Source organism: Martinezella rhizogenes (assembly GCF_000799715.1).
In the GTDB taxonomy this organism is placed as follows: Bacteria; Pseudomonadota; Alphaproteobacteria; order Rhizobiales; family Rhizobiaceae; genus Rhizobium; species Rhizobium rhizogenes_C.
In genome coordinates this window covers 286656-309239 of the sequence record NZ_JUHG01000011.1, presented here as the reverse complement: position 1 = coordinate 309239, position 22584 = coordinate 286656, and the positions used below count along the sequence as shown (strand labels likewise).

Here is a 22584-nt window from a genome sequence, read left to right as displayed (position 1 = left end):
GAGGTGCGGATTGATGTCGACTTCGATTTTGACTGCTTTGACGGTATGTGCAGGCGCCATCACGGTGGCACTTATGGTGGCGCAGTTGCTTCACTGACCTTGGTGTCCAGTGGCTTGGCTATTATCTGGTTTTTATTTAATTCTATCAATATCATAGGTAATGTTCACCACGAATGAAGTGGCATGTGTGACGAGGCCGGCGCGAAGGCTCCGGCCTCTCATTAGGCAGCCTCGCAGCCGCTAGACAAACCTCACTGCTCTGAGGATTGATCCCGTAACCGGAGCACTGCCATCGTGACCGCATAGCCGATCAGCGGCCAGGCGGTATCTCCGCCGAGCATGGTCGTTGCCAGGGTTCCAACTGTCCCGACGATCAGGCTCTGAATGCAGAAATAGAAGGCGACGGCCGATCCGGCGATGTCGTTGAAACCGGCGAGAGCGCCGTTCGCCGACACCGATGCGGTCAGGACGATGCCGGCCGCCATGACCCACATCGGCACGACGAAACTCGCAAAGGATGGCGAGCCGAAGACTTCGCCCAGGCCGAGAAGAATAGCACCGCACAGCAGCAAACCCATGCCGCGCGCCACGCTTCCGGCAATGCCCCATCGTGCGACAAACGTCTTGGCGAACCGGGTCACAGCGATCATGACGACCGCGACGGTTGCGAAGATGAGGCTAAACCGGATTTCGGAATAGCCGGCCCGGTCGATGAGGATACGTGGCGCCGTCGAGAAGAAGACGAAGAAGGTGCCCATGGCGGCGCTGAAGGCCAATGTATAGGTCCAGAACGGCGGGCTGGAAAAGATCGGCATTACCGATCGGCGCTGCATTATCGGGCTCCCGGGCCTCGTCTCGTGCCATCGGAACGCGGCATTCAGCATGGCCGGCACCGACAACGCCGCTAGGACGATGAAGATGGTTTGCCAACCGAAATGATCCGCAATCAGCGCTCCCGCAATAGGCCCCAGCGCCGGCACAAAGGCCAGCATCGAGCTGAACAGGCCATAAATGACGACGCCTTCGGGGCGGTCCGCATAGACGTCCCGGACCGTGGCGAAAGTTGCAACGAGCGCCGCCGAAGCTCCGATCGCCTGTAGCAGCCGGAATATGACGAAGGGAGCGGCGGTCGACGACGAAACCGCGCCCAATGACGCCATAGCGAAGAGGAGCGCGCCGGCAAGCAATACTGGGCGACGCCCGATGCGATCCGAGATCGGCCCGAACACGACCTGCCCAACGCCGAGCATCACCATATAGAGGCTGAGTGTGAGCTGGATCGCGAATGGACTTGTGCTGAGGATTCCGGGCATTGCCGGAACGACGGGGAGATAGATATCCATCGCCAGGGAGGCGAGAATATCGAAGGGCGCCATCAGCAGCAGGGCTGCCGGCAGCGTATGGCCCCAGATGGGACGTGTGGTTGTCATGAGATTATATCCGCTCGAATGAGAAATATTCGGCGGCGTTCGCTTGTCAGCAACTGGCTGGGTCAGGTTCGACAGAACGCCGCAACAACGAAATGCGTTGTTGCGGCATACTTATCTGACGACTTGGCGGCTCCCATGCCGATGCTCCACACGATGAAATGGTTGATGCGGGAATTGTTTATCCGGCGGACCTCGGCTTGACAATGTCCATCGCCCGGAGCCGAGAGCAAAAGGCGGGAAGGGCTGCGGCGGTATTTACGCCGCAGCCTCGGTATCAGGCCGGCTTATACCTTGCCGCCGTTTTTCTTGCACTGGCTGCGGAACTTGGCGCGTTCCTTTCCATGCAGCCCCTTTGCATCGGCCTGTGTGGAACAGGCTTTGGAAACTTCCGATTGCACCGGTTTTGTCGCCTTTGGCTTGGCGACCGTTCCTGCTGAATTCGTGGTGGTTGCAGGCGCCGTGGTCGTAGTGGATGGCGTGGTCGTGGTAGTTGACGGCGTCGTAGCCGTCTGTGCCATTGCACCGGTGCCGATGAGGGCCACAATAGCCGCAGCGGTGAACGTCCTGACAAATCGCATGGTCATTTCCTCCGTTGATGCATCTGATGAAATGCATGGCCCCCCGGCAGGCGGAATTTGGATCATCACCCTGGCAAAAGCAAGGCAACCCGCTCCTGGTCGAATACGACGAATATTCACCGCATTGAGTAAAAGCCTGACGCCGCGCGGTTATCTCGTTCACGAGATCATCGGCGCCCCAACGCCTGGGCTTTCCTCCTCAAGCCGGCACGCCCTTGACGGACATCTAATTTAACTATTGATTAACCATAACATTCGGAATTGTCCGTATCCGCTCAAATCGGAACGCAAATTCGACAACATGCAATCATGATTAAAGTACCGTTAGGTGGTTGGGGCGTAGCAGGTATCAACATGAGGGATATGCCAGTGCATGCCTCGGTCCTGGTAATTTGTTAAGCGGCGTGGGACAGATGAAATTCGATAATCGTGCGACGACATACGCGACAGGTCTGCGTTGGTTTGCTCTCTCCTTGATGTGCGCCACCGTTACCGCTTGCGGAACCTCGCAGCAGGTTGCAACGAAGCGTCAGCACGGCAAGGAATATTTCTCCGAGAAGGAATATGGCGTCAAGGCGAGCCCGCGGGTTGTCGCCAATGGACCGGTTCCGAAGGGTGGCGGCCGGTTCCTTGTCGGCAATCCCTACCAGGTCAAGGGCAAGTGGTATTACCCCAAGGAAGACTATAGCTATAACAAGATGGGCATTGCCTCCTGGTACGGCTCGGCTTTCCACGGCCGCCTGACCGCCAATGGCGAAGTCTATGATCAGCAGGCATTGACCGCCGCGCATCCGACGTTTCCGCTGCCGAGCTATGCGCGCGTGACAAATGTCGAAACCGGTTCCTCCATCATTGTGCGCGTCAACGATCGCGGGCCTTACCATCCCGGACGCATCATTGATCTCTCCAACAAGACGGCGCAACTGCTCGATTTGCAGCACAGCGGCACGGGCGATGTGCGCGTGCAATATGTCGGCCGCGCCCGCATGGACGGTCATGACGATCCCTATCTGATGGCCTCCTATATTCCCAAGGGATCGCGCCTGCCGAGCATCAATCCTGGCGGCCAGATCGCAACGGGCGTGATGGTTGCCTCGAATGGCGCAATGACCGCCGATCAGCTCCCCCCGTCGGATAGCTACGCCCGCAAGAGCCGTGAGCAGCGCAGCTTCGACACCACGCCGGCGCTGGCTCCGATACCGCGGTCCTCGCCGAATTCTGCCGTCGCTTTCGCCGGCTCCACGCCGAACACTTCCAATGCCGGCAAACACAACAATCCACCACCGATGACCTGGAATGGCGGCGCCGCGCCGTCCGTCGACTCCATCGAGCCGACACTCGTCGTCTTGCCTATGATCGGACCCGTTCCCTATGAGCGTCCGGACTTCTCGCCGGGCATGGCCAGCCTCGATGCCCCGTCGCTCGCCTCCACGGTTGCCGCCTACCAGGATGCGCCGGTCAAGACCGTCTATGTCAACCTCGCTTTTGATGCGGTCATGGTCCGCAATGACGGGTTGACGCAGGAGTCGATCCTCTCCGCCTATCGCCGCCAGCATCAAGGTCCGACGCAAGTCGATTGATCGGCGTGATTGCCTGAATCTTCACCCCTGGCTAATATGTTCGGGGGTGATCGCATTGGGGAGCCGGCATGCTAAGACGCCTTAGTTTCGCGTTTTTCTTCCTTGTCGGAGTTGGATGCCTGCCAGCAGTCGCGCAGCAGGCGGGAGCTCCCGCTTTCGATACCAAGGCAACCCAGGCCTTCATGGTGGAAGCCTCCACCGGCACGATCCTGCTTGCCAAGAACGCGGATCAGCCGATTTCTCCAGCATCACTCGCCAAGCTGATGACGCTTGATGTCATCTTCGATGCAATCAAGCGGGGAGAGATCTCGCTCGATACCGAATATCCAGTCTCCGAAAACGCCTGGCGCACCGGCGGGGCGCCGTCGCGCACCTCGACCATGTTCGCCGCGCTGAAATCACGCGTGCGCGTCGGAGACCTGATCCAGGGCATCGCGGTGCAGCAGGCCAATGACAGCTGTATCGTCCTTGCCGAGGGGATTTCGATCAGCGAAAAGGAATTCGCCCGACGCATGACGGCGCGCGCGAGAGAGATCGGCATGCCGCGGGCGGTATTCACCAATTCCACCGGCCTGCCGAGCCCGGATGATCTGAATGGCGGCGGCAAGATCTCCGCGCGCGAGTTGGTGACGCTGGCACAGGATCTGCAACAGAATTATCCCGATTTCTACAAGTATCTTGCCCAACCGGACTTCACCTGGAACAAGATCTTCCAGCGCAACCGCAATCCTCTGCTGCCGCTGAACATCGGCGTCGATGGCCTTGGGCTCGGCTTTGCGGACGGCGAAGGCTATTCGATCGTCGCGTCCATCCAGCGCGACGGCAGACGACTGTTCCTGGCGCTTGGTGGCTTGAAAACCGACAAGGAACGCACCGAGGAAAGCCGCCGCGTGCTGGAATGGGGCCTCAGCAACTTCAAGAGCCAGCGCATCTTCGCCGACGGCGAGGTGGTCGGCAATGCCAGCGTCTATGGCGGGGCACAATCGACCGTCGGCCTGCTCGCCAAGATGCCGGTCGATGTCTATGTGCCGAACGACAATCCCGATCGCCTCTCGGCCCGCATCGTCTATCGCTGGCCTCTGACGGCACCCGTTGCGGCCGGCTATGAAGCGGGAACGCTCCGCGTCTTTTCCGGCGCGCGGCTGCTACGCGAACTACCGCTCTACACGAAGGAATCAGTCGCGCAGGGAACGCTTGGCCGCCGCGCGTTCGATGCCTTCAAAGAGTTGACGGAGACACTGCTGTTCTCCTGGCTCTGGGATACGCCGACACCGACCTGATCGCTTCCCGCCTCGCGAAATCCCTGTTCACAGCCTATATAGAATGTCCGACCTGGATGCTTACGTGGTTTCACCCGCCTACGTCTTGGGTTAAACAGAACACACGTCGAGCAGCGGCAGAGAAGCGTAAAACAAGTGCAGGACATGATCATTGGCTGATGCAAACGGACTGTTCGTGAGCTTCGAGGGCGGGGAAGGGGCCGGAAAATCGACCCAGATTCGCCGTCTGGCAACGTGGTTGCGCGGGCTCGGCCATGATGTGCTGGTGACACGCGAGCCGGGCGGTTCTCCAGGAGCCGAAGCGGTGCGGCATGTGCTACTCTCGGGCGCGGCGGAGATGTTCGGCACGCGCATGGAGGCTATCCTGTTTGCCGCGGCGCGCAACGATCATGTCGAAGAGATCATCCGCCCGGCGCTCGCGCGTGGCACGATCGTGCTCTGCGACCGCTTCATGGATTCCTCCCGCGTCTATCAGGGCATCACCGGCAATCTCGAGCCCGATTTCATCGAAGCCCTGCAGCGGGTGGCCGTCAACGGTGTCGTGCCGGATTGCACGCTGATCCTCGATATTCCCGCCGAACTGGGCCTTGAGCGCGCCCGCAAGCGCGCGTCGGCCGATGCCGCGCCGGACCGTTTCGAAAAGGAAGAATTGCAGACCCATGAGAAACGCCGCGAAGCCTTTCTCGATATCGCCGCGCGCGATCCGGGCCGCTGCCATGTCGTCAATGCACAGCGCGGGGAAGACGCCATTGCCGACGAGATCGCCGCAATTATCGAAAAGCGGTTGAGCCTGGCAGATGACGTGAAAGCCACCAGACCGGAAGTAGCGCAATGAGCGAAGACCGGCCCGGCGTTTTGGACGGAGCAATCCCTCCGCAGGATAATACCCGTCTTTTCGGCCATGAGGATGCCGAGGCTTTTCTGGCGCAGTCCTATCGGTCCGGCAAGGGCCACCATGCCGTCCTGATCGAAGGGCCGGAAGGCATCGGCAAGGCGACGCTCGCCTTCCGCTTCGCCAACCATGTGCTCTCGCATCCCGATCCCGCCACGGCGCCCGAGACGATCAGCGATCCGGATCCGGCCTCCGCCGTCAGCCGGCAGATTTCCGGCGGCGCCTCGCACAACCTGCTGCATCTTGCACGTCCGGTCGACGAAAAGACTGGCAAAGTGAAATCGGCGATTACCGTCGACGAGGTACGGCGCGCCGGCAAATTCTTTTCACAGACCTCTGGCACCGGCAACTGGCGCGTCGTCATCATCGACCCCGCCGATGACCTCAACCGGAACGCCGCCAACGCCATCTTGAAGATCCTCGAGGAACCGCCGAAGCGGGCGCTGTTCCTGGTGTTATCCCACGCGCCGGGCAAGCTTTTGCCAACCATCCGTTCGCGCTGCCTGCCGCTGAAACTGGCGCCGCTGAGCGATGATGCCTTGAGCAACGCGCTTGGACATCTCGGCATTGGACTGTCAGCGGGGCAGGGAACCGAACTGCTGGCTGCGGCCAAGGGCAGCGTCAATGAAGCGCTGAAGCTGCTGAATTACGGTGGCGGCGAGATCGTTGCGGCCTATGAGCAAGTCATCTCGACGGAAGGCCCCGCCGCGCGCCGGGCGATGCATCGCCTCGCCGATGCGCTGTCGGCCAAGGAGAGCGAAACGATCTTCGGCTTCTTCGTGTCCCATATCGGCGACGATATCATGGCTCGGGCGAGGGCCGCCGCGCTGGAAGGGCATCTTACCGTCGCGGAAAAGCTCGCCCGCCTCTATTCCGATGTTACTGAGCGGCTCACCGTGTCGCAGGCCTACAATCTCGACCGCAAGCAGACGATCATCACCGTCCTCGGCGAACTCAAGCAGCGGCTTGCTTAAGGGAAGATCAGCTTCCAGGCGACGACGAGCAGGGTGACGGCCAGAACGATGCGGATCAGCCGTTCGTCCAGGCGCGGCGCAAGCAGGCTACCGGCGACGATGCCGGGGATCGAGCCGAGCAGTAGCGCAAACAGCATCGTCCAATTGATCTCGCCGATGAACCAGTAGCCCATGCCGCCGATCAGGGTCAGCGGCACGGCATGAACGATATCCGAGCCGACGATCTCTCGGACATCGAGCTGCGGATAGAGCACCAGAAGCACGGTGACGCCGAGTGCGCCGGCGCCGACCGATGTCATCGTGACGAGCGTGCCCAGCACGAGACCCAAGACGAGCGTCAGCAGCGCGATGGTGCGCGGCGTCAGCCCTCCGCGCTCGCCCCGCCATTTGCGCATCGCGTTCAATACCTGTCCGCGACAGAGCAGCATCAGCGCCGTCAGGAGCAGAAGACAGCCGAGCGACAAGGTGATCGCGTGCGCAACCTCCGGGCTCTCGCGATTGACGCCGGCCATGAACCACAACATCGCAAGGGCAGCCGGCACGCTGCCCGAGGCAAGCAGGCCAACCACTCTCCAGTTCACCCGTCCATGCATGCCATGCACGGCCGTTCCCGCCGTCTTGGTGATCGCGGCATAGAGGAGATCGGTGCCGACGGCCGTGGCCGGATGCACGCCGAACAGCAGGACGAGCAAGGGCGTCATCAAAGAGCCGCCGCCAACGCCGGTAATGCCCACCAGCATGCCGACGAAGAAACCGGAGAAGGAATAGAGGGGTTGAAATGTAGCTGGAAAACTCAAAACCACGGCCCTTTCGAGCCGTTGAACAGGCTGCCAAAAATGAAAATGGAATTCACGGTGATTTCTGTCCTGCCCTTCGGTTTTCCGCAGGGGTAAAGCTGGGTCGGGACCCTGTCAAGCAAAGCACGTTCGGAGCCAAGGAATGCTGCAGGCGCGAAACTTGGTGTTTCGCTCCTAGCAAACATGCGCTAAAGCGAGCATGAGCAAGAATAACAATGATGAAACCGTAAAGCGGACCATTGCCTGATATGACCGATAAGACCCCGTTCTACATCACCACCGCAATCGCCTATCCCAATGGCAAGCCGCATATCGGCCATGCCTATGAGCTGATTGCCACCGACGCCATGGCACGTTTCCAGCGGTTGGACGGGCGCGACGTTTTCTTCCTGACGGGTACGGACGAACACGGCCAGAAGATGCAGCAGACGGCGCGCGCAGAGGGTCTGACGCCGCAGGAGCTTGCCGACCGCAATTCGGCCGAGTTCCAGGCAATGGGCAAGCTGCTCAATTCGTCGAACGACGACTATATCCGCACGACGGAAGAACGCCACCACGAGACCTCGCGGAACATCTGGAACCTGATGGCCGATGCTGGCGACATCTACAAGGATTCCTATGCCGGCTGGTACTCGGTGCGCGACGAGGCCTATTACCAGGAGAACGAAACCGAGCTGCGCGCCGACGGCGTGCGCTACGGGCCGCAGGGCACGCCGGTCGAATGGGTGCAGGAGGAAAGCTATTTCTTCAAGCTCTCCGAATATCAGGATCGCCTGCTGAAGCTCTACGAGGAAAACCCCGATTTCGTCGGTCCAGCCGAGCGTCGCAACGAGGTGATTTCCTTCGTCAAGTCCGGCCTCAAGGATCTGTCGATCTCGCGCACGACGTTCGACTGGGGCATCAAGGTGCCGAACGATCCTGCGCATGTCATGTATGTCTGGGTCGACGCGCTGACCAACTACATCACGGCGACGGGCTATATCGAGAACCGGAACAATCCGCGGGCGAAATACTGGCCTGCCGATGTGCACATCATCGGCAAGGACATCATCCGCTTCCACGCCGTCTACTGGCCGGCTTTCCTGATGTCGGCAAAGCTGCCTCTGCCGAAGCGTGTCTTTGCCCATGGCTTCCTGCTCAACAAGGGCGAGAAGATGTCGAAGTCGCTCGGCAACGTCGTCGACCCGGTCAACCTGGTGAACCATTTCGGTCTCGACCAGGTGCGCTATTTCTTCCTGCGCGAAGTCTCCTTCGGTCAGGACGGCAGCTACAGCGAAGAGGCGATCGGCACGCGCATCAATTCCGATCTCGCCAACGGCATCGGCAACCTTGCCAGCCGTTCGCTGTCGATGATCGTCAAAAATTGCGACGGCAAGATCCCGGAATGTGGCGAGTTGACCGACGAGGATAAGGCGTTGCTGGCACAGGCCGACGCGCTGCTGGCCTCGACGCGCGAGGACATGAGCAAGCAGGCGCTCCATCGCGCGCTCGCCTCGATTATCGCCGTCGTCTCCGAAAGCGACCGTTATTTCGCCGGGCAGGAGCCCTGGGCGCTGAAGAAGACCGATCCGGCTCGCATGGCGACCGTGCTCTATGTCACCGCCGATGTCGTCCGCCAGATCGGCATTCTGCTGCAACCATTCATGCCGGATTCCTCCGCCAAGCTGCTGGATCTGATCGCCATTCCCTCAGACAAGCGCGATTTCGCCGCCCTCGGCGAGGCTGGTCGTCTTGTCCCCGGCACGCCGCTGGAAGCGCCAAAGCCGGTCTTCCCACGCTATGTGGCGCCGACAGCCGAATAAGGTTTGCCATGCTGATCGATACGCATTGCCATCTGGACTTTGCCGATTTCGCGGAAGAGCGTGACTTGATCGTCGCGCGCGCCCACGAAGTCGGCGTCAAGCAGATGGTCACCATCTCGACCCGCGTCCGCAAACTCGACGGACTGCTGGCTATCACCGAACAATATCCATCCGTTTTCTGTTCTGTCGGCACGCACCCGAACAATGCCGACGAGGAGCTGGATATCCAGACAGAGGATCTGGTGCGGCTGACCAAGCAGCACGAGAAGATCGTCGCCATCGGCGAGGCGGGGCTCGACTATTTCTACGACACGCAAAAGCCCGAGGATCAGAAGACCGGCTTCCTGCGCCATATCGCGGCTGCGCGCGAAACGCAGCTACCGCTGGTCATTCATAGCCGCAGCGCGGACGAAGACATGGCCGCTATCCTGACCGAGGAAACAGGGAAGGGGGCCTTCCCCTTCATCCTGCACTGCTTCTCCGCTGGCCCGGCCCTCGCCCGCACCGGCGTCGAACTCGGCGGCTATATCTCGTTCTCGGGTATCCTGACTTTTCCGAAATCCGAGGAGCTGCGCGACATCGCCAAGACGATCCCGCACGACCGGCTGCTGGTGGAAACCGATGCGCCGTATCTTGCGCCGAAGCGCTGGCGCGGCAAGCGCAACGAACCGTCCTATGTCGTCAACACCGCCGAGGTGCTGGCCGACACGATCGGCGTCAGCATGGACGACATCTCGACGATCACCACCGAGAACGCATACCGCTGCTTCTCCCGGATGACGAGGGTCTGACGGCGTGACACACCGGCGGCGCTTCACCATATTGGGCTGTTCGTCGTCGCCGGGCGTGCCGCGCATTACCGGGGATTGGGGCGCCTGCGACCCGAAAAACCCGAAAAACCGGCGCACGCGCTCGGCGTTCCTGATCGAGCAGATCGCACCCGATGGCGGCGTTACCACCGTCGTCATCGACACCGGTCCGGATTTTCGTGAACAGATGATACGCGCCGGCGTCGGCTCGATAGAGGCCGTGCTCTATACACATGCGCATGCCGACCATATTCACGGCCTCGACGATCTGCGCGGCTTCTTCCACAATGCCCATGAGCGCATTCCGATCCATGCGGATCAGCCGACAATGGACCGTATCCGCGAAGGCTTCGGTTATTGCCTGGAAACGCCGCCAGGCAGCAGCTATCCGCCGATCGTCAGGCCGGTCATCATAGAGAGCCTGGACAAGAGTTTCACGATCGAAGGGCCGGGTGGTCCAATCACTTTCTGGCCGCACAAGCAGCAGCATGGCGATATCCACTCGCTTGGCTTTCGTATCGGAAAACTTGCTTATTGCAGCGATATCAGTGACTTCCCGGCGGAATCTGTCGAGAAGGTACAAAATCTCGACATCTTGATCATCGACGCCTTGCAATATCGACCACATCCAAGCCATCTTTCGCTGGAGCAATCGCTCGCCTGGATCGAACGCTTGCAGCCGAAGCATGCAATCCTGACACATATGCACACACCACTCGATTACGAGACCGTGCTTGCGGAAACGCCAGACAATGTCGAGCCGGCCTACGACCAGATGCGCATTGAACTCGATGTAGAGGATGATGATCTATGAGCGAGGATAGCAGGAAGCTTTCAAGCCTGGAGCGCGTCGAGCAGGCCGCTCGCGATCTCGGCCTCGACATCGCCATCAAGCGCATGGAGCAATCGACCCGCACGGCCGAGGAAGCCGCCAATGCGGCCGGCTGCGCCGTCGGCCAGATCGTCAAGTCGCTGGTCTTCGTCAACGCGGACACCAATGGCCTGACGCTGCTTCTTGTTTCCGGCGCTCACAATGCCGATACGGCATATGTTGCAGCCACTTACGGCCTGCGCTTGAAGCGCGCCGACATCGACCGCGTCCGCGACGAAACCGGCTTCGCCATCGGCGGCGTCGGCCCGATCGGCCATCGCGTAAACCTGCCGGTGTTTGTCGATCAGAGTCTGCTGGGTTACGATCAAGTCTGGTGCGCAGCGGGGCGGCCGGACAGCATTTTTGCTTGTGATCCGAACGTCCTGGCGGAGAAGATCGGAGCTAAGGTGATACGGGTCAAAGCAGGCTGAAGCGGTTTTAGCGCACCTCGGATATTGGTTTTAGTTCCATAATCTATCTTATGTGACTTTTATATTTAGCTGGGTACATTCTATTTCCAAGTGCGACATATCAATTGTTGATGGCGTAGACCTTCACTTTCAAGCTGTCTCCGACTTGGTCAAACCAAATTTCGCCGTCACCGATCATCACACCTTGCCAGTTAGTGAAGAGTGTTGCGTAAGTCTGTTTGGCGACGGCCGCCTTCACCTTCGCGGTGATAAGCTTGTCGTAATCGGCAAGGAAATGCTTGGCGTCCTTGATTTGAACAGAACCGGCATTGGAGTGAGAGAGGAGCGGATAATTAACCATCGCGGCGACAGCAGCCTTGTCGTCAGCTGCAACAGCTTTCTGGAGTTTCGCAAAGAACTCGGCAAAGGGCTTATGTTCTCCCTCCGTCTCATCGAGCCGTTTATTCATGTCGGCATCGGTTTGCGCGAACGCTGGCGTTGACAAGGCAAAGAAACCGGACAATGCCGCAATCAGTATATGTCTCATGCTTATTTCCTCGCAGCGTTGGCAGAGTGAAATAGACCCAACTAATTCAACCTTTGCGACAAGACTGACGCATATGATCGAATTTGGCAACAAGCCGATACATCTCAAGGACCAGATGGTTGTGCTTTGCCCTTCCCCACAGTGCTGCAATCATGCCCTGCATGAACGGTGCAAGATCGCCCGCTGACGCTCGGTCCTAGTCTCAAAAACCAGCAGCTTTCCTTATCAACACCGATATGCCAACCTGCCGCAGGTTTGCGATAGAGACTTTTGGGCGGACACGATTTGCTTTGGCTTTGGAACATATTTCAACGGTCGCTTCGGGTTGGGTTTTTTCTCGTGGCTTGCATCCCCGCTGCAACGGCGGCGGAGCGGACGATATATCTGACGTTCGATGATGGTCCGTTGCTCGGCACTGAGAATATTCTTTCCATACTGAAAAAAGAGAATGTTCCGGCCGTTCTGTTCATGGTCGGGCTGCATGTCGAAAGCCATCCCCAAGGTCGCGCATTGTTGGCCGAGGCCAAAACCCAGCCGCTTGTCACTGTGGGAAACCATAGCTATAGCCATGCCAACAATCACTATCGACACTACTACTCAAACACCGACGCCGTGGTCGCCGACATGCTTCGCGCCAATGGCGTCCTTGATTTGACACCGAAGGTCGACGCCCGGCTGCCGGGGCGCAATGTCTTTCGGCTTCACAATGTCTCCAGCGAGGACCTTTCCCTCAATGTTGCCGAGTGGCAACGCGAATGGCTGGACTATGAACTCGTCGCCGAAGCCGGCTTCAATCTCTATGGCTGGGACTTCGAATGGGTTCACAGCAATGACGGCAGACCGGTCCAGTCCGTCGATCATCTCATCAGTGAAATAGACCATCTTTTCGCCTATGGCAGGTTCGTGCGGCCGGGCAAAATGATCCTGCTCATGCACGATGAGATGTTTCAGGATAAGTTCGATGGCACCCAGAATCTGAAGGCATTGATCGACGCGCTCAGACAACGTGGTTATGCCTTCGGCGATATCAGCACCTATGATCAATAGGTTCGCTGAGCCGCGTTACCCCCAGAACCATGACTTACCGACCTCTGCCCTCGCCTCTGAACGCGTCACACCGATGTCCAGAAGCTGAGTATCGGACAGTTCCGCCAGATCTATCCGTGTCTTGCGTTTCTCCAGGCGATAGACGAACCCGGCCAGCACACGCCGCGCGATGTCCATCGCCACACTCCAGTCCCTTCCCGGCCCTATCGCAATCGGGTTTTCAACGTCGGTTGTCATCGCATAAGCTCCTGATCTGCCATGCAGCCGATGAAACGCCATGCTGCTTTTGGGCATGCCCATAAAATGCACTGGTGCTCCCCACGAAGGAAGCTTATGGAATTAATGCAATCCATAAGGAATTCTTCTGATGCTCAATCTCGATCAGCTCGCCGCATTCGTCAGCGTCGTCGATCTCGGCAGTTTCACGGCCGCCGCCGATAAGGTGGGGTTGACGCAGCCCGCCGTTAGTTTGCAGGTGAAGCTACTCGAACAACGGCTGGGCGTACGGCTAATCGAACGCGTGGGCCGGCGGGCGCAGCCCTCTCCGGCTGGCGTTGAGCTGCTGCTTCATGCGCGACGGATACTGGAGGACTGTTCGGCGGCGCAGGAGGCAGTGATTCCCTATCGCGAAGGATCGGTCGGACGCGTCCGGATCGGCAGCGGAGGCACGGCCTCCATCCACCTCCTGCCCCGCGCCATCGCGGCCGTGAAGAAGCGCATGCCTGGGCTGGAGATTATTGTCCGCATCGGCAATACCGACGAGATTCTTCGTGATCTCGAGGCGAATGCATTGGATCTCGCTGTTGTGGTCCTTCCCGCTGCCGGACGCTCGCTCGAGGTGGAAGCGTTCTACGAGGATGAGCTTCTCGCCGTGGCTCCCAAGGGGAGCGTGATGTCGAAAGATGGTCTGGAGGCCGACTTCTTCAGCGACAAAACCCTCATGCTCTACGAGGGCGGCAACACGCGGCGAACGATCGACGACTGGTTCGCTTCCGCCGGACTCCGGCTGAAACCCGCCATGGAGTTCGGCAGTGTCGAGGCCGTCAAGGAATTGGTGGCGGCCGGGCTCGGCTGGTCGTTGCTTCCGGGACTGGCCCTGCAGCGCGATCGAAGTGATTACCTGGCGACATCGCCCTTGAAGCCGCGGCTTGTGCGCCAGCTCGGCATGGTCATGCGTCGCGACAAACACCTGACCAAAGGCCTGCGCGAAGTCGTCAACTGCTTGCGCGCGTTCCGAAACTGAACGTCCGCGAACACGCAATCTAACGTTCAGGGAGCACTTGTGACCGATTGAACCCTTGAATGACCGGGTGGAATCGGCGACATTCGTCCCATCAATCCCCTTTGCGATCCGAACCCGATTCCGGGCCCGCCTCGTTCTAAAAATGCCTGGATAAGAGCGTGAGCAGCGATTCATCAAGAAGCGCCGCGAAGTCGTTGACTTCGTTGGCGCATGTTAGTGCGGCCGGTTGGGGTCGAGGTCTTTCTACCATCGTGCGGATCACGCATATGACGCTGCGCCACCCTTGGCAGACAGGTTTTGCCATAGGTTCCACTTTCGTAGCTGCAACGTTACAGTTGATGATCCCGCGCCTGCTCGGGCATGCGGTTGATCAGACGCAATCGGCATTCGCCGGCGGTGCCGCCGGGCATGTTGCCGAAAACGCGCTGATGACGACCGCCCTGCTCCTGCTCGTCGTCAGCGTTCTGCGTGGCCTCTTCACCATGGTGCAGAACTATTACAGCGAATCCGTTGGCCACCACATGGGCTACGAGCTACGCCTCGCCTGCTACGAGAAGATCCAGCAGCTCCCCTTCGGCTTCCACGACAAGGTGCATTCCGGCGATCTCATCACGATTGGATTGCTCGATCTCGAAGGCGTGCGCATGTACTTCTCCACCGCGCTCGTCCGCACGGTGCTGCTTACCGTATTGATCGGCGTCGGCGCCTATATGCTGCTGTCGACCGATGTCGTGCTCGGGCTTCTGGCACTCAGCTTCGTGCCCTTCGTCGCCTGGCGCTCTTCCGTAACGCAGTTGCGGCTGCGTGCGACCTGGCTCGACCTGCAGGAGCGGCTATCGGTTCTGACCCGCGTGATGGAAGAAAATCTCGCCGGCATCCGCGTCGTGCGCGCCTTCGCGGCACATGCCCATGAGCTGATGAAGTTCGACAAGGCGTCGCACAATGCGCTCACCCTCGCCCACAAGCGCGTCGGCATTCGCGTCATCAACACCAGCGCCATGAACTTCTCGTTCTTCGCTGCGATGGGCCTGGTGCTCTGGGTTGGCGGCAATAAGGTCATTGCAGGCGAGATCAGCGTCGGCACCCTCGCCTCCTTCCTGACTTTCATGACCATCCTGCAGATGCCAGTGCGCCAGCTCGGGCTGATGGTCAATGCCTTTGCCCGTGCCTCGACCTGCGGCTCCCGGCTCTTCGCCCTGCTCGACCTCGACATTGCCATCAAGGATGCCCCGGACGCCAAACCGCTGACCGTTACCGACGGCGTGCTGCGCTTCGAAAATGTCGGCTTTGTCTATCCTGGCCAGGAAACGCGCCCGGTGCTCAGCAATATCAGTTTCGAGGCACGGCGCGGCGAGACGATCGGCCTCGTCGGACCACCCGGCAGCGGCAAATCCACCATCGCCCATCTCATTCCGCGCTTCTACGACGTGACCTCCGGCCGCATCACCATAGACGGTCAGGACATCAACAAGGCGACGCTGCAATCGCTGCGCCAGAACGTCGCCGTCGTGCAGCAGGATTCCTTCCTGTTCACCACCAGCATCGAAAACAACATCGCTTATGGTGATCCCTGGGCGAAGGAGGGCCGGATCGAGCGCGCCGCCGAATCCGCGCAACTGCACAACTACATTCTCGGCCTGCCGGCCGGCTACACCACCGTCGTCGGCGAACGCGGCGTATCGCTGTCCGGCGGCCAGCGTCAGCGTCTGACGATCGCGCGGACGCTGATGCTGAAACCCGCGGTGATGGTATTCGACGATTCCACCGCCGCGATTGACGCGGCGACCGAGCAGCGCATTCGCAGCGCCATGAAGCGCTTTGCCCGCGACCGCGTAACTCTCGTGGTCGCCCATCGACTGAGTTCGCTGATGCATGCCGACCAGATCCTCTTCATCGAAGATGGCCAGATCGTCGAACGTGGAACCCACGAACAGCTCCTGGCCGCGGGGGGGCGGTACAGGGCGCTATACGATCTGCAGGTTCGCCCGGATGACGACGTGACGGTGTCCGCCGACAGGGTCGTCGCGGCGAAGAAGGAGGCCTGACAATGTCGGAAACCATCGAAACCGAGCGCAACGATGTGCGCGACGACGGACGGCGCCCTCCCCGTGCCGTTGTCGGCTCGCACCGCGTCGAGGAGGAAATCTTCGGCAAGGTCTTCGACAGCAAGATCATCGGCCGCATCTGGGCCTTCGTCAGCCCCTATCGCCGGCAGGTCTATATCGCGGTCGTGGCCGTGCTTCTCTTCACCGCATCGCAGATCGTCATACCACTCGTCATCCGCTATGCGATCGACCATGCGATGGCTCCCGGCGCCGTCAATTACTCGGCACTCTGGCTGGCTCTGGCGATCTTCAGCGTGGCGATCCTCGTCAATTACGCCGCAAGCTACGTGCAGGAAACCTACGTCGGTGAAGTCGCGGAAGAGGTGCTGTTCGATATCCGCCGGGCGATGTTTGCGCATATACAGCGGGTGTCGCTCTCCTTCATGGACAAGACCGAGGTCGGCCGGCTGATGTCGCGCTTACAGGGCGACGTCAATTCCATGCAGGAATTCCTTGAAACATCGGTGCTTTCCGTCGGCGACATCGCCCTGCTCTTCGGCATCGTCATCGTCATGCTGTCGCTCGATTTCCGGCTTGGCCTGCTGACGCTTTCGGTCATGCCGATCCTGTTTATCGTTCGGCTGTTCTGGCTGCCAAAGGCGCGCGTCGCCTTCATGAACGCGCATGAAGTCAATTCGATCACCAGCGGCGCGCTGGCCGAGGCAATCCACGGCGTTCGTGCCGTCCAGGGCATGCATCGGCAACGCGTCAATTTCAGCCTCTTCGACGAGAAGGCGCATAACAATCTGGAAGCACACCTGACCGCGGCGCGATATGCGCAGGTGATGGTGCCGATCGTCGACACGCTGACGGGCATGGCCATGGCCATCGTCATCATCGTCGGCGGCTCGATGGTGCTGAGCCAGCGGCTCGATGTCGGCGTCATGGTCGCCTTCCTGTTCTACATCCAGCGATTCTTCGACCCGATCCGTTCTCTGACGATGCAGTATTCCGTCATGCAGCGCGCCATGGCCTCCGGCCAGCGACTAACGGAAGTGCTCGACGTGCCGATCGATATCAAGGATGCGCCCGACGCCAAGGTACTGTCGGCGGATATGGACGGCTCGGTGGAGTTCCGCGACGTCGTCTTCGGCTATGATCCGAAACATCCGGTGCTGAAGAATGTCAATTTCAAGGTCAATCCCGGTGAGACCGTCGCACTGATCGGACCGACCGGCTCCGGCAAGTCGAGCTCCATGGCGCTGATCCATCGGTTCTACGACGTGCAGCAGGGCCAGGTGCTGGTCGGCGGCCATGACGTGCGCTCCCTCACCCAGGATTCGCTCGGCCGGCAAATTGCCATGGTTTTGCAGGAACCTTTCCTCTTCACGGGCACAGTTTTGGAGAACATTCGCTACAACAAGGCCGAGGCGACGCCCGAGGAAATCGTCGAGGCGGCCAAGACGGTCGGCGCGCATGAGTTCATCATGCGGCTGCCCGACGGCTATGAAACCGTACTTGGCGAGCGCGGAGGTGGCCTGTCACTCGGCCAACGCCAACTCGTCAGCTTCGCCCGCGCCCTTGTCGCCGACGCGAAGATCCTCGTGCTCGACGAGGCAACCGCCAATATCGACAGCTACACCGAGATGCTGATCCAGAAGGCGCTGGTGAAATTGCTCGAGGGCCGCACCGGTCTCGTCATTGCCCACCGCCTCGCCACCATCCGCGAGGCCGATCGCATCATCGTCTTGCAGAACGGCCAACTGATTGAAAGCGGCAATCACCACCAGCTGATGGCCAACGGCAAGCTCTATTCGAAGCTCTATAACCTCAACTATTCCTCCTTCGACGATATTCCCGAGGAGGAAGCGACCACGTCAGGGCCGACGGAGTCGCGCACGTAAGCTCGACATCACACGATCTGTTAGCAATAGCAGCTTCTGGAAAGACATGAAGCGCGCTATGCTCTGCGGGATATTCGCCGGAGATGTCCATGCGCGCTTTATCCCTCGCCATCACGCTCTTCCTCATCCTTGCGCCCCAAGCGCGTGCGGAAGATCCGGTGCTAACGGCGCAAACGCTAATCCAGGGACAGATAGAAGCCTTCCTGCAGAATGATGCGACAGCTGCCTATTCTTTCGCGGCGCCGGGCATAAAGGCGCTCTTTCCGGACAAGGACGTCTTTTTCGCAATGGTGAAGAAGAGCTACCAGCCGGTCTATCACCCCGGCAACTATGCCTTCGGCAAGAGCCGCGCCATCGACAACGGCGCCGTCGTCTATCAGGAAGTGCTGATTACCGGTGTCGACGACAAGGACTGGACGGCAATCTATCAGATAGCCCGCCAGCCGGACGGCACTTACAAGATCAACGGCGTGCAGATCCTGCCCAACACGGCGAGCAAAGGCATTTGAGCAATATTGCGGGATTTGTGCCATGGAGCGGCGCGTCTATCACTCAGGATAGTGCGCGCCGCTGAAAAGGCAGTTGCTGGCGTTATTAGCCGCGAATTCTAGCCGAGTTGCCAGAATAGCCCTCACCCTCGAAATCAGGGCGCGGCTGGGGAATCGCTATCGTCGAGATCGGTTCGACGACTGCCGTCCCATGCGTTACTGGCGCCGAAATCAGGGCTGGAGCCGGCGTTGGGATGGGAACTTCCGCCGGGATAACAACCGTCGTTGCCGGCATGGTGTAAGCCGGGTTCGAGACCGGCGTAAAGTTGACGACGGAAGGCGCTTGTTGTGTTTCCGGCAATACGAACGGCGATCGCGCTGCGGACATGCCTTGCGGTGACACATAATTCATCGCGACCTCATAGGCCGGAAGCGGCGCCGGGGTCTGCAACTCGCCATCCCGGCCGCGCTTCTCGTAGAAAGCATTCCCGCCGGCTATCGCGACATAGTGCATGTTATTATAGGGGAACTTCAGGCCATTGGTGTGGAAGAACATCGCATCCTTCACACCCGCATGCCGCTCTCCGCGCAGAATGGCCGTGGCAGCCGTATCAAGCTCCGGCGCCGCCTCGGGGCGCACCAGCCTTGTCATTACGCCCGGCGCGAATTGCCGCTCCTGTGCGACGACGCCGCAAATCGAATTGGCATAGGCCCCCGACGTCAGCCTGTTCATCACGACCGTCCCCACCGCCATGTATCCATCATGGTCCGAATGCTCGGACTCGAAATACATGACGCGTTTCAGACAGTCGCGATCCTTGGCGGTGTAATTATAGGTTACCTTCGCCGGCTGGATCGATTTGGTCGAGCTATGAGTAGCCGAAGATGTTTTCGTTTCAGTCGTGCAGCCCGTGGCCGCCAATCCGACAAATAACAAGCCGGACAGACATGTCCCCAATTTACCTTGCGCCCTCAACGGCAGGTGCCTCCTACTATGATTTAGAACAGCCCTTATCGATCAAGAAAAAGCGTTGTAGCCGAAATCCACAGGAATTCCAAACCCATCGCGATCAAATTAGCCAATGAAGCTTATCATTGGCGGACGGACCGTTTATTCCGATTCGCCATTTTTCCAAACGCTTTCTCATCGCGCCGGTATTTCAGATGGCCTCGCGGCCTACCGAAAAAACTCGAATGCACCGCCTGAAAACGCCCGGTTTGTGACACGAAGATCACATCACAAACCATTACAGGCATTAATATTTTTGACTAAGCGATTGGGTCTGGACGCCAACCGACTTCAATGAGAATTCGCCCCGGCGCAAAGCAGTAAAATAACCACCCGCCTCGCACCACCGAAGGCGGTTGCCAGATGTCGCAGCCGGCCAATTTGGCCCGCTCAAATTGTTCGTCCACAGCCTCGCGCGACGGCAGCATGAAGCCGATGTGATAGGTATTGCGTCCAACCGAGACCGAATCACCTCCACCGAACTTCTCGATCGGACGGCTGATGACCAGTTCGAGACCGGCATCGTCGCGCAAGATGGCAAGGCCATTTACGCCCCGGGTCTCGACCTCGATCAGGCCGAAGGCAGATACCAGAACATCCCTCGTCGCGGCGACATCGGGAACATGAAGATCAAGGTGATTTAGTCGCATAGCAGACAGCTCCATAGATCTATCCCGCGGAGGCATGCTGGCCGAAAACTGCCCACACCAACGCGGGGCGCTCGGCCGATATGACCAAGCTTCCGCGCCGTGGGTACTCGCGCCAAGGCGCGGAACAGAGCTTCCAGATGGAAGGGGTCGGGCTTACCGAAACCAACCCTGCCTTTTTCGACAGTTCCGATTAGCGCTGAATTCGGACAGGCGCAAGGATTACGGCCGAGGGACTGGTTTCGAGACCAGTCGATCGAAATTAAGGGCGCAACCTTGCCGGAGACATTGGTGCTTCGATAGAGTGAGTATCTCTACCCGGATTACATACCGATCGTCTTTTAGGTGAGCCTCTGGAGAGGAACGACGTTGTCTGAGAATGATTATGATGCGTTTGCGGCGGCCTATCAGGCTGACAACGAGAATAACGCCTGGAATGCCTATTATGAACGGCCGGTAATTCTTTCGATGGTTGCCAATGTCGCCGGGTTCCGGGTCCTTGATGCCGGATGCGGTGGTGGGGCTCATGCCGCAACACTTCTTGATCGGGGAGCGATACTAACCGGCATCGATTCGAGTGCGGGCTTGTTGGAAATTGCGCAACGTCGTCTTGAAGGACGCGCGCAATTACTCTTGGCTGATCTGAATGAGCCACTGCCCTTCGAGGACGGTAGCTTCGATCTGATCCTCGCCTCGCTTGTCATGCATTATCTGCCTGAGTGGTCGCAGCCCCTCTCGGAATTCAACCGTCTGCTGACCCAAAGCGGCCGGCTCGTTTTTTCCACACATCATCCCTTCATGGATCATCCGTCAGCCGGCCACGATAATTATTTCGAGACCTATAGCTTCGACGAGACCTGGCAGCGCGGCGGACAGGACATCGCAATGCGCTTCTGGCATCGTCCGCTCCACGCCATGTTTGATGCACTCAAGTCAGCGGGTTTTCAAATTGATATCCTGAGTGAGCCACAACCCGACCCTCGAGCCCGCGAACTTTTTCCAGAGGCATTTCGCAGCCTCACGACCAAACCGCGCTTCCTCTTCTTTTCAGCGAGGAAAGCATAAGTCCGAGTAGCTTCCTTTAGCGGAGACCGTGAATCTCAAACCGGCTCGAGATCACCCTTCGCCCAGTTCTCCTGCGTCTCCGCCATGAAGTCGGCAAAACGACCCTCGGCAATCGCCTTGCGGATGCCCTGCATCAGTTCCTGGTAATAGGCGAGATTGTTCCAGGAGAGCAGCATGCCGCCGAGCGCCTCGTTGGCGCGGACGAGGTGATGCAGATAGGCGCGGGAATAATCGCGTGAAGCCGGGCAATTCGATTGATCGTCGAGCGGCCGCATGTCCTCGGCGTGGCGGGCGTTGCGGATATTGACCTTGCCGCGGCGGGTAAACGCCAGGCCATGACGGCCGGAGCGGGTCGGCATCACGCAGTCGAACATATCGATCCCGCGGGCGACGGATTTCAAGATATCGTCCGGCGTGCCCACGCCCATCAGGTAGCGTGGCTTCTCGGTCGGCAGTTCCGGCAGGGTCGTTTCCAGCATCCGCAGCATGACATCCTGCGGCTCTCCGACGGCAAGGCCGCCGACGGCGTAGCCCTTCAGATCCATCTGGCTCAGCGCCTGCGCCGAGCGAATACGCAGATCGGGGATATCGCCGCCCTGCACGATGCCGAACATCGCCTTGCCGGGCTGATCGCCGAAGGCGACCTTGCAGCGCTCGGCCCAGCGCAAGGACATTTCCATGGCGCGCTCGATCTCCTTCGGGGTCGAAGGTAGCGCCACGCATTCATCGAGCTGCATCTGGATATCCGAGCCGAGCAGGCCCTGGATCTCGATCGAGCGTTCCGGCGACATATGGTGCAGGCTGCCGTCGACATGCGACTTGAAGGTCACGCCCTTCTCATCGAGCTTGCGCAGTCCGGACAGCGACATCACCTGGAAGCCGCCGGAATCGGTCAGGATCGGATGCGGCCAGCGGATCAGCTCGTGCAGGCCGCCAAGACGCGCGACGCGCTCGGCAGTCGGGCGCAGCATCAGGTGATAAGTATTGCCGAGGATGATGTCGGCTCCGCTCTCGCGCACCTGGTCGAGATACATCGCCTTGACGGTGCCGACAGTACCGACCGGCATGAAGGCCGGCGTGCGGATCGTGCCGCGCGGCATGGAGACTTCGCCGAGACGGGCGCCGCCATCGGTCTTCTTCAATTGGAACTGAAAGCTCTCGCTCAT

22 protein-coding genes are annotated in these 22584 nt (G+C 59.5%); 14 read left to right on the top strand and 8 right to left on the bottom strand.

Annotated elements, in window-relative coordinates; translation table 11 throughout:
- Positions 1-251: 251 nt before the first annotated feature.
- Positions 252-1430, bottom strand: a complete 1179-nt coding sequence (gene cml, locus EX00_RS05435; protein WP_047454891.1) for a CmlA/FloR family chloramphenicol efflux MFS transporter — start codon at positions 1428-1430, stop codon at positions 252-254.
- A 284-nt stretch (positions 1431-1714) separates the two neighbouring features.
- Positions 1715-2008, bottom strand: coding sequence for a PsiF family protein (locus tag EX00_RS05430; protein WP_047454890.1), 294 nt, complete (start codon positions 2006-2008; stop codon positions 1715-1717).
- A gap of 413 nt (positions 2009-2421) precedes the next feature.
- Between EX00_RS05430 and EX00_RS05425 the strand changes: the two genes are divergently transcribed.
- From EX00_RS05425 to EX00_RS05410, 4 genes are all read left to right on the top strand, one after another.
- The gene (locus tag EX00_RS05425; RefSeq protein WP_047454889.1) at positions 2422-3588 is read left to right on the top strand and encodes a septal ring lytic transglycosylase RlpA family protein; all 1167 of its coding nucleotides are present in this window, start codon (positions 2422-2424) and stop codon (positions 3586-3588) included.
- Positions 3589-3656: 68 nt separating this feature from the next.
- A complete protein-coding gene (locus tag EX00_RS05420) occupies positions 3657-4868 on the top strand; it encodes a D-alanyl-D-alanine carboxypeptidase family protein (protein WP_047454887.1) in 1212 nt (403 codons plus the stop codon).
- 151 nt (positions 4869-5019) lie between these two features.
- Positions 5020-5703, top strand: a complete 684-nt coding sequence (gene tmk, locus EX00_RS05415) for a dTMP kinase (RefSeq protein WP_047454884.1) — start codon at positions 5020-5022, stop codon at positions 5701-5703.
- The gene (locus tag EX00_RS05410) at positions 5700-6734 is read left to right on the top strand and encodes a DNA polymerase III subunit delta' (protein WP_047454882.1); all 1035 of its coding nucleotides are present in this window, start codon (positions 5700-5702) and stop codon (positions 6732-6734) included. Before tmk ends, EX00_RS05410 begins: the two co-directional genes overlap by 4 nt.
- On the opposite strand, the gene EX00_RS05405 is transcribed toward EX00_RS05410, so the two are convergent.
- Positions 6731-7531, bottom strand: coding sequence for a sulfite exporter TauE/SafE family protein (locus tag EX00_RS05405; RefSeq protein ID WP_047457472.1), 801 nt, complete (start codon positions 7529-7531; stop codon positions 6731-6733). The genes EX00_RS05410 and EX00_RS05405 overlap by 4 nt on opposite strands.
- 248 nt (positions 7532-7779) lie before the next feature.
- Here EX00_RS05405 and metG point away from each other — a divergent pair, with 248 nt between their 5' ends.
- The 4 genes from metG to EX00_RS05385 are packed head-to-tail and all read left to right on the top strand — an operon-like array spanning position 7780 to position 11444.
- Positions 7780-9333 (top strand): methionine--tRNA ligase, encoded by a 1554-nt coding sequence (metG, locus tag EX00_RS05400; protein WP_047454880.1) that lies wholly within the window; start codon positions 7780-7782, stop codon positions 9331-9333.
- A gap of 8 nt (positions 9334-9341) precedes the next feature.
- Complete coding sequence (locus EX00_RS05395; RefSeq protein ID WP_047454879.1) at positions 9342-10124, top strand: TatD family hydrolase; 783 nt, start codon at positions 9342-9344, stop codon at positions 10122-10124.
- A 4-nt stretch (positions 10125-10128) separates the two neighbouring features.
- Positions 10129-10956, top strand: a complete 828-nt coding sequence (locus EX00_RS05390) for an MBL fold metallo-hydrolase (protein WP_047454877.1) — start codon at positions 10129-10131, stop codon at positions 10954-10956.
- Positions 10953-11444, top strand: coding sequence for a YbaK/EbsC family protein (locus EX00_RS05385; RefSeq protein WP_047454875.1), 492 nt, complete (start codon positions 10953-10955; stop codon positions 11442-11444). Before EX00_RS05390 ends, EX00_RS05385 begins: the two co-directional genes overlap by 4 nt.
- Before the next feature lie 100 nt (positions 11445-11544).
- Here EX00_RS05385 and EX00_RS05380 read toward each other — a convergent pair whose 3' ends face one another.
- Positions 11545-11970: a hypothetical protein gene (locus tag EX00_RS05380; protein WP_047454872.1), complete on the bottom strand. Its 426-nt coding sequence runs from the start codon at positions 11968-11970 to the stop codon at positions 11545-11547.
- Between the two features lie 339 nt (positions 11971-12309).
- Here EX00_RS05380 and EX00_RS05375 point away from each other — a divergent pair, with 339 nt between their 5' ends.
- Entirely contained in the window at positions 12310-13017 is a 708-nt protein-coding gene (locus EX00_RS05375; protein WP_234708979.1) for a polysaccharide deacetylase family protein, read from the top strand.
- A 15-nt stretch (positions 13018-13032) separates the two neighbouring features.
- On the opposite strand, the gene EX00_RS05370 is transcribed toward EX00_RS05375, so the two are convergent.
- A complete protein-coding gene (locus EX00_RS05370) occupies positions 13033-13254 on the bottom strand; it encodes a DUF1127 domain-containing protein (protein WP_047454871.1) in 222 nt (73 codons plus the stop codon).
- Positions 13255-13384: 130 nt separating this feature from the next.
- Here EX00_RS05370 and EX00_RS05365 point away from each other — a divergent pair, with 130 nt between their 5' ends.
- The 4 genes from EX00_RS05365 to EX00_RS05350 all read left to right on the top strand — a co-directional run bounded on the left by EX00_RS05365 (position 13385) and on the right by EX00_RS05350 (position 18718).
- Entirely contained in the window at positions 13385-14260 is an 876-nt protein-coding gene (locus EX00_RS05365) for a LysR family transcriptional regulator (RefSeq protein WP_080761206.1), read from the top strand.
- Between the two features lie 266 nt (positions 14261-14526).
- A complete protein-coding gene (locus tag EX00_RS05360; protein ID WP_404944006.1) occupies positions 14527-16305 on the top strand; it encodes an ABC transporter ATP-binding protein in 1779 nt (592 codons plus the stop codon).
- A gap of 2 nt (positions 16306-16307) precedes the next feature.
- On the top strand, positions 16308-18209 hold the full coding sequence (locus EX00_RS05355; protein WP_047454863.1) for an ABC transporter ATP-binding protein: 1902 nt from the start codon (positions 16308-16310) through the stop codon (positions 18207-18209).
- An 89-nt stretch (positions 18210-18298) separates the two neighbouring features.
- Positions 18299-18718, top strand: coding sequence for a DUF4864 domain-containing protein (locus tag EX00_RS05350; protein ID WP_047454861.1), 420 nt, complete (start codon positions 18299-18301; stop codon positions 18716-18718).
- Positions 18719-18803: 85 nt separating this feature from the next.
- Here the strand turns inward: EX00_RS05350 and EX00_RS05345 are convergent, their stop codons facing one another.
- Both EX00_RS05345 and EX00_RS05340 read right to left on the bottom strand, forming a co-directional pair.
- Positions 18804-19673 (bottom strand): cell wall hydrolase, encoded by an 870-nt coding sequence (locus EX00_RS05345; protein ID WP_047454859.1) that lies wholly within the window; start codon positions 19671-19673, stop codon positions 18804-18806.
- Positions 19674-19966: 293 nt separating this feature from the next.
- Complete coding sequence (locus tag EX00_RS05340; protein WP_047457467.1) at positions 19967-20356, bottom strand: VOC family protein; 390 nt, start codon at positions 20354-20356, stop codon at positions 19967-19969.
- A 366-nt stretch (positions 20357-20722) separates the two neighbouring features.
- On the opposite strand from EX00_RS05340, the gene EX00_RS05335 reads away from it, so the two are divergent.
- Positions 20723-21418, top strand: coding sequence for a class I SAM-dependent methyltransferase (locus EX00_RS05335; protein ID WP_047454858.1), 696 nt, complete (start codon positions 20723-20725; stop codon positions 21416-21418).
- Positions 21419-21453: 35 nt separating this feature from the next.
- Here EX00_RS05335 and tgt read toward each other — a convergent pair whose 3' ends face one another.
- Entirely contained in the window at positions 21454-22584 is a 1131-nt protein-coding gene (tgt, locus tag EX00_RS05330) for a tRNA guanosine(34) transglycosylase Tgt (protein ID WP_047454856.1), read from the bottom strand.

Bases quoted from the DNA above. Each gene is read 5' to 3' on its own strand.
- tgt (WP_047454856.1), bottom strand. From the start codon at position 22,584: ATGAGCGAGAGCTTTCAGTTCCAATTGAAGAAGACCGATGGCGGCGCC.
- metG (WP_047454880.1), top strand. From the start codon at position 7,780: ATGACCGATAAGACCCCGTTCTACATCACCACCGCAATCGCCTATCCC.
- EX00_RS05350 (WP_047454861.1), top strand. From the start codon at position 18,299: ATGCGCGCTTTATCCCTCGCCATCACGCTCTTCCTCATCCTTGCGCCC.
- EX00_RS05395 (WP_047454879.1), top strand. From the start codon at position 9,342: ATGCTGATCGATACGCATTGCCATCTGGACTTTGCCGATTTCGCGGAA.
- cml (WP_047454891.1), bottom strand. From the start codon at position 1,430: ATGACAACCACACGTCCCATCTGGGGCCATACGCTGCCGGCAGCCCTG.
- EX00_RS05355 (WP_047454863.1), top strand. From the start codon at position 16,308: ATGTCGGAAACCATCGAAACCGAGCGCAACGATGTGCGCGACGACGGA.
- EX00_RS05370 (WP_047454871.1), bottom strand. From the start codon at position 13,254: ATGACAACCGACGTTGAAAACCCGATTGCGATAGGGCCGGGAAGGGAC.
- EX00_RS05380 (WP_047454872.1), bottom strand. From the start codon at position 11,970: ATGAGACATATACTGATTGCGGCATTGTCCGGTTTCTTTGCCTTGTCA.
- EX00_RS05410 (WP_047454882.1), top strand. From the start codon at position 5,700: ATGAGCGAAGACCGGCCCGGCGTTTTGGACGGAGCAATCCCTCCGCAG.
- EX00_RS05430 (WP_047454890.1), bottom strand. From the start codon at position 2,008: ATGCGATTTGTCAGGACGTTCACCGCTGCGGCTATTGTGGCCCTCATC.
- EX00_RS05365 (WP_080761206.1), top strand. From the start codon at position 13,385: ATGCTCAATCTCGATCAGCTCGCCGCATTCGTCAGCGTCGTCGATCTC.
- EX00_RS05360 (WP_404944006.1), top strand. From the start codon at position 14,527: ATGACGCTGCGCCACCCTTGGCAGACAGGTTTTGCCATAGGTTCCACT.
- EX00_RS05420 (WP_047454887.1), top strand. From the start codon at position 3,657: ATGCTAAGACGCCTTAGTTTCGCGTTTTTCTTCCTTGTCGGAGTTGGA.
- EX00_RS05385 (WP_047454875.1), top strand. From the start codon at position 10,953: ATGAGCGAGGATAGCAGGAAGCTTTCAAGCCTGGAGCGCGTCGAGCAG.
- EX00_RS05425 (WP_047454889.1), top strand. From the start codon at position 2,422: ATGAAATTCGATAATCGTGCGACGACATACGCGACAGGTCTGCGTTGG.
- EX00_RS05340 (WP_047457467.1), bottom strand. From the start codon at position 20,356: ATGCGACTAAATCACCTTGATCTTCATGTTCCCGATGTCGCCGCGACG.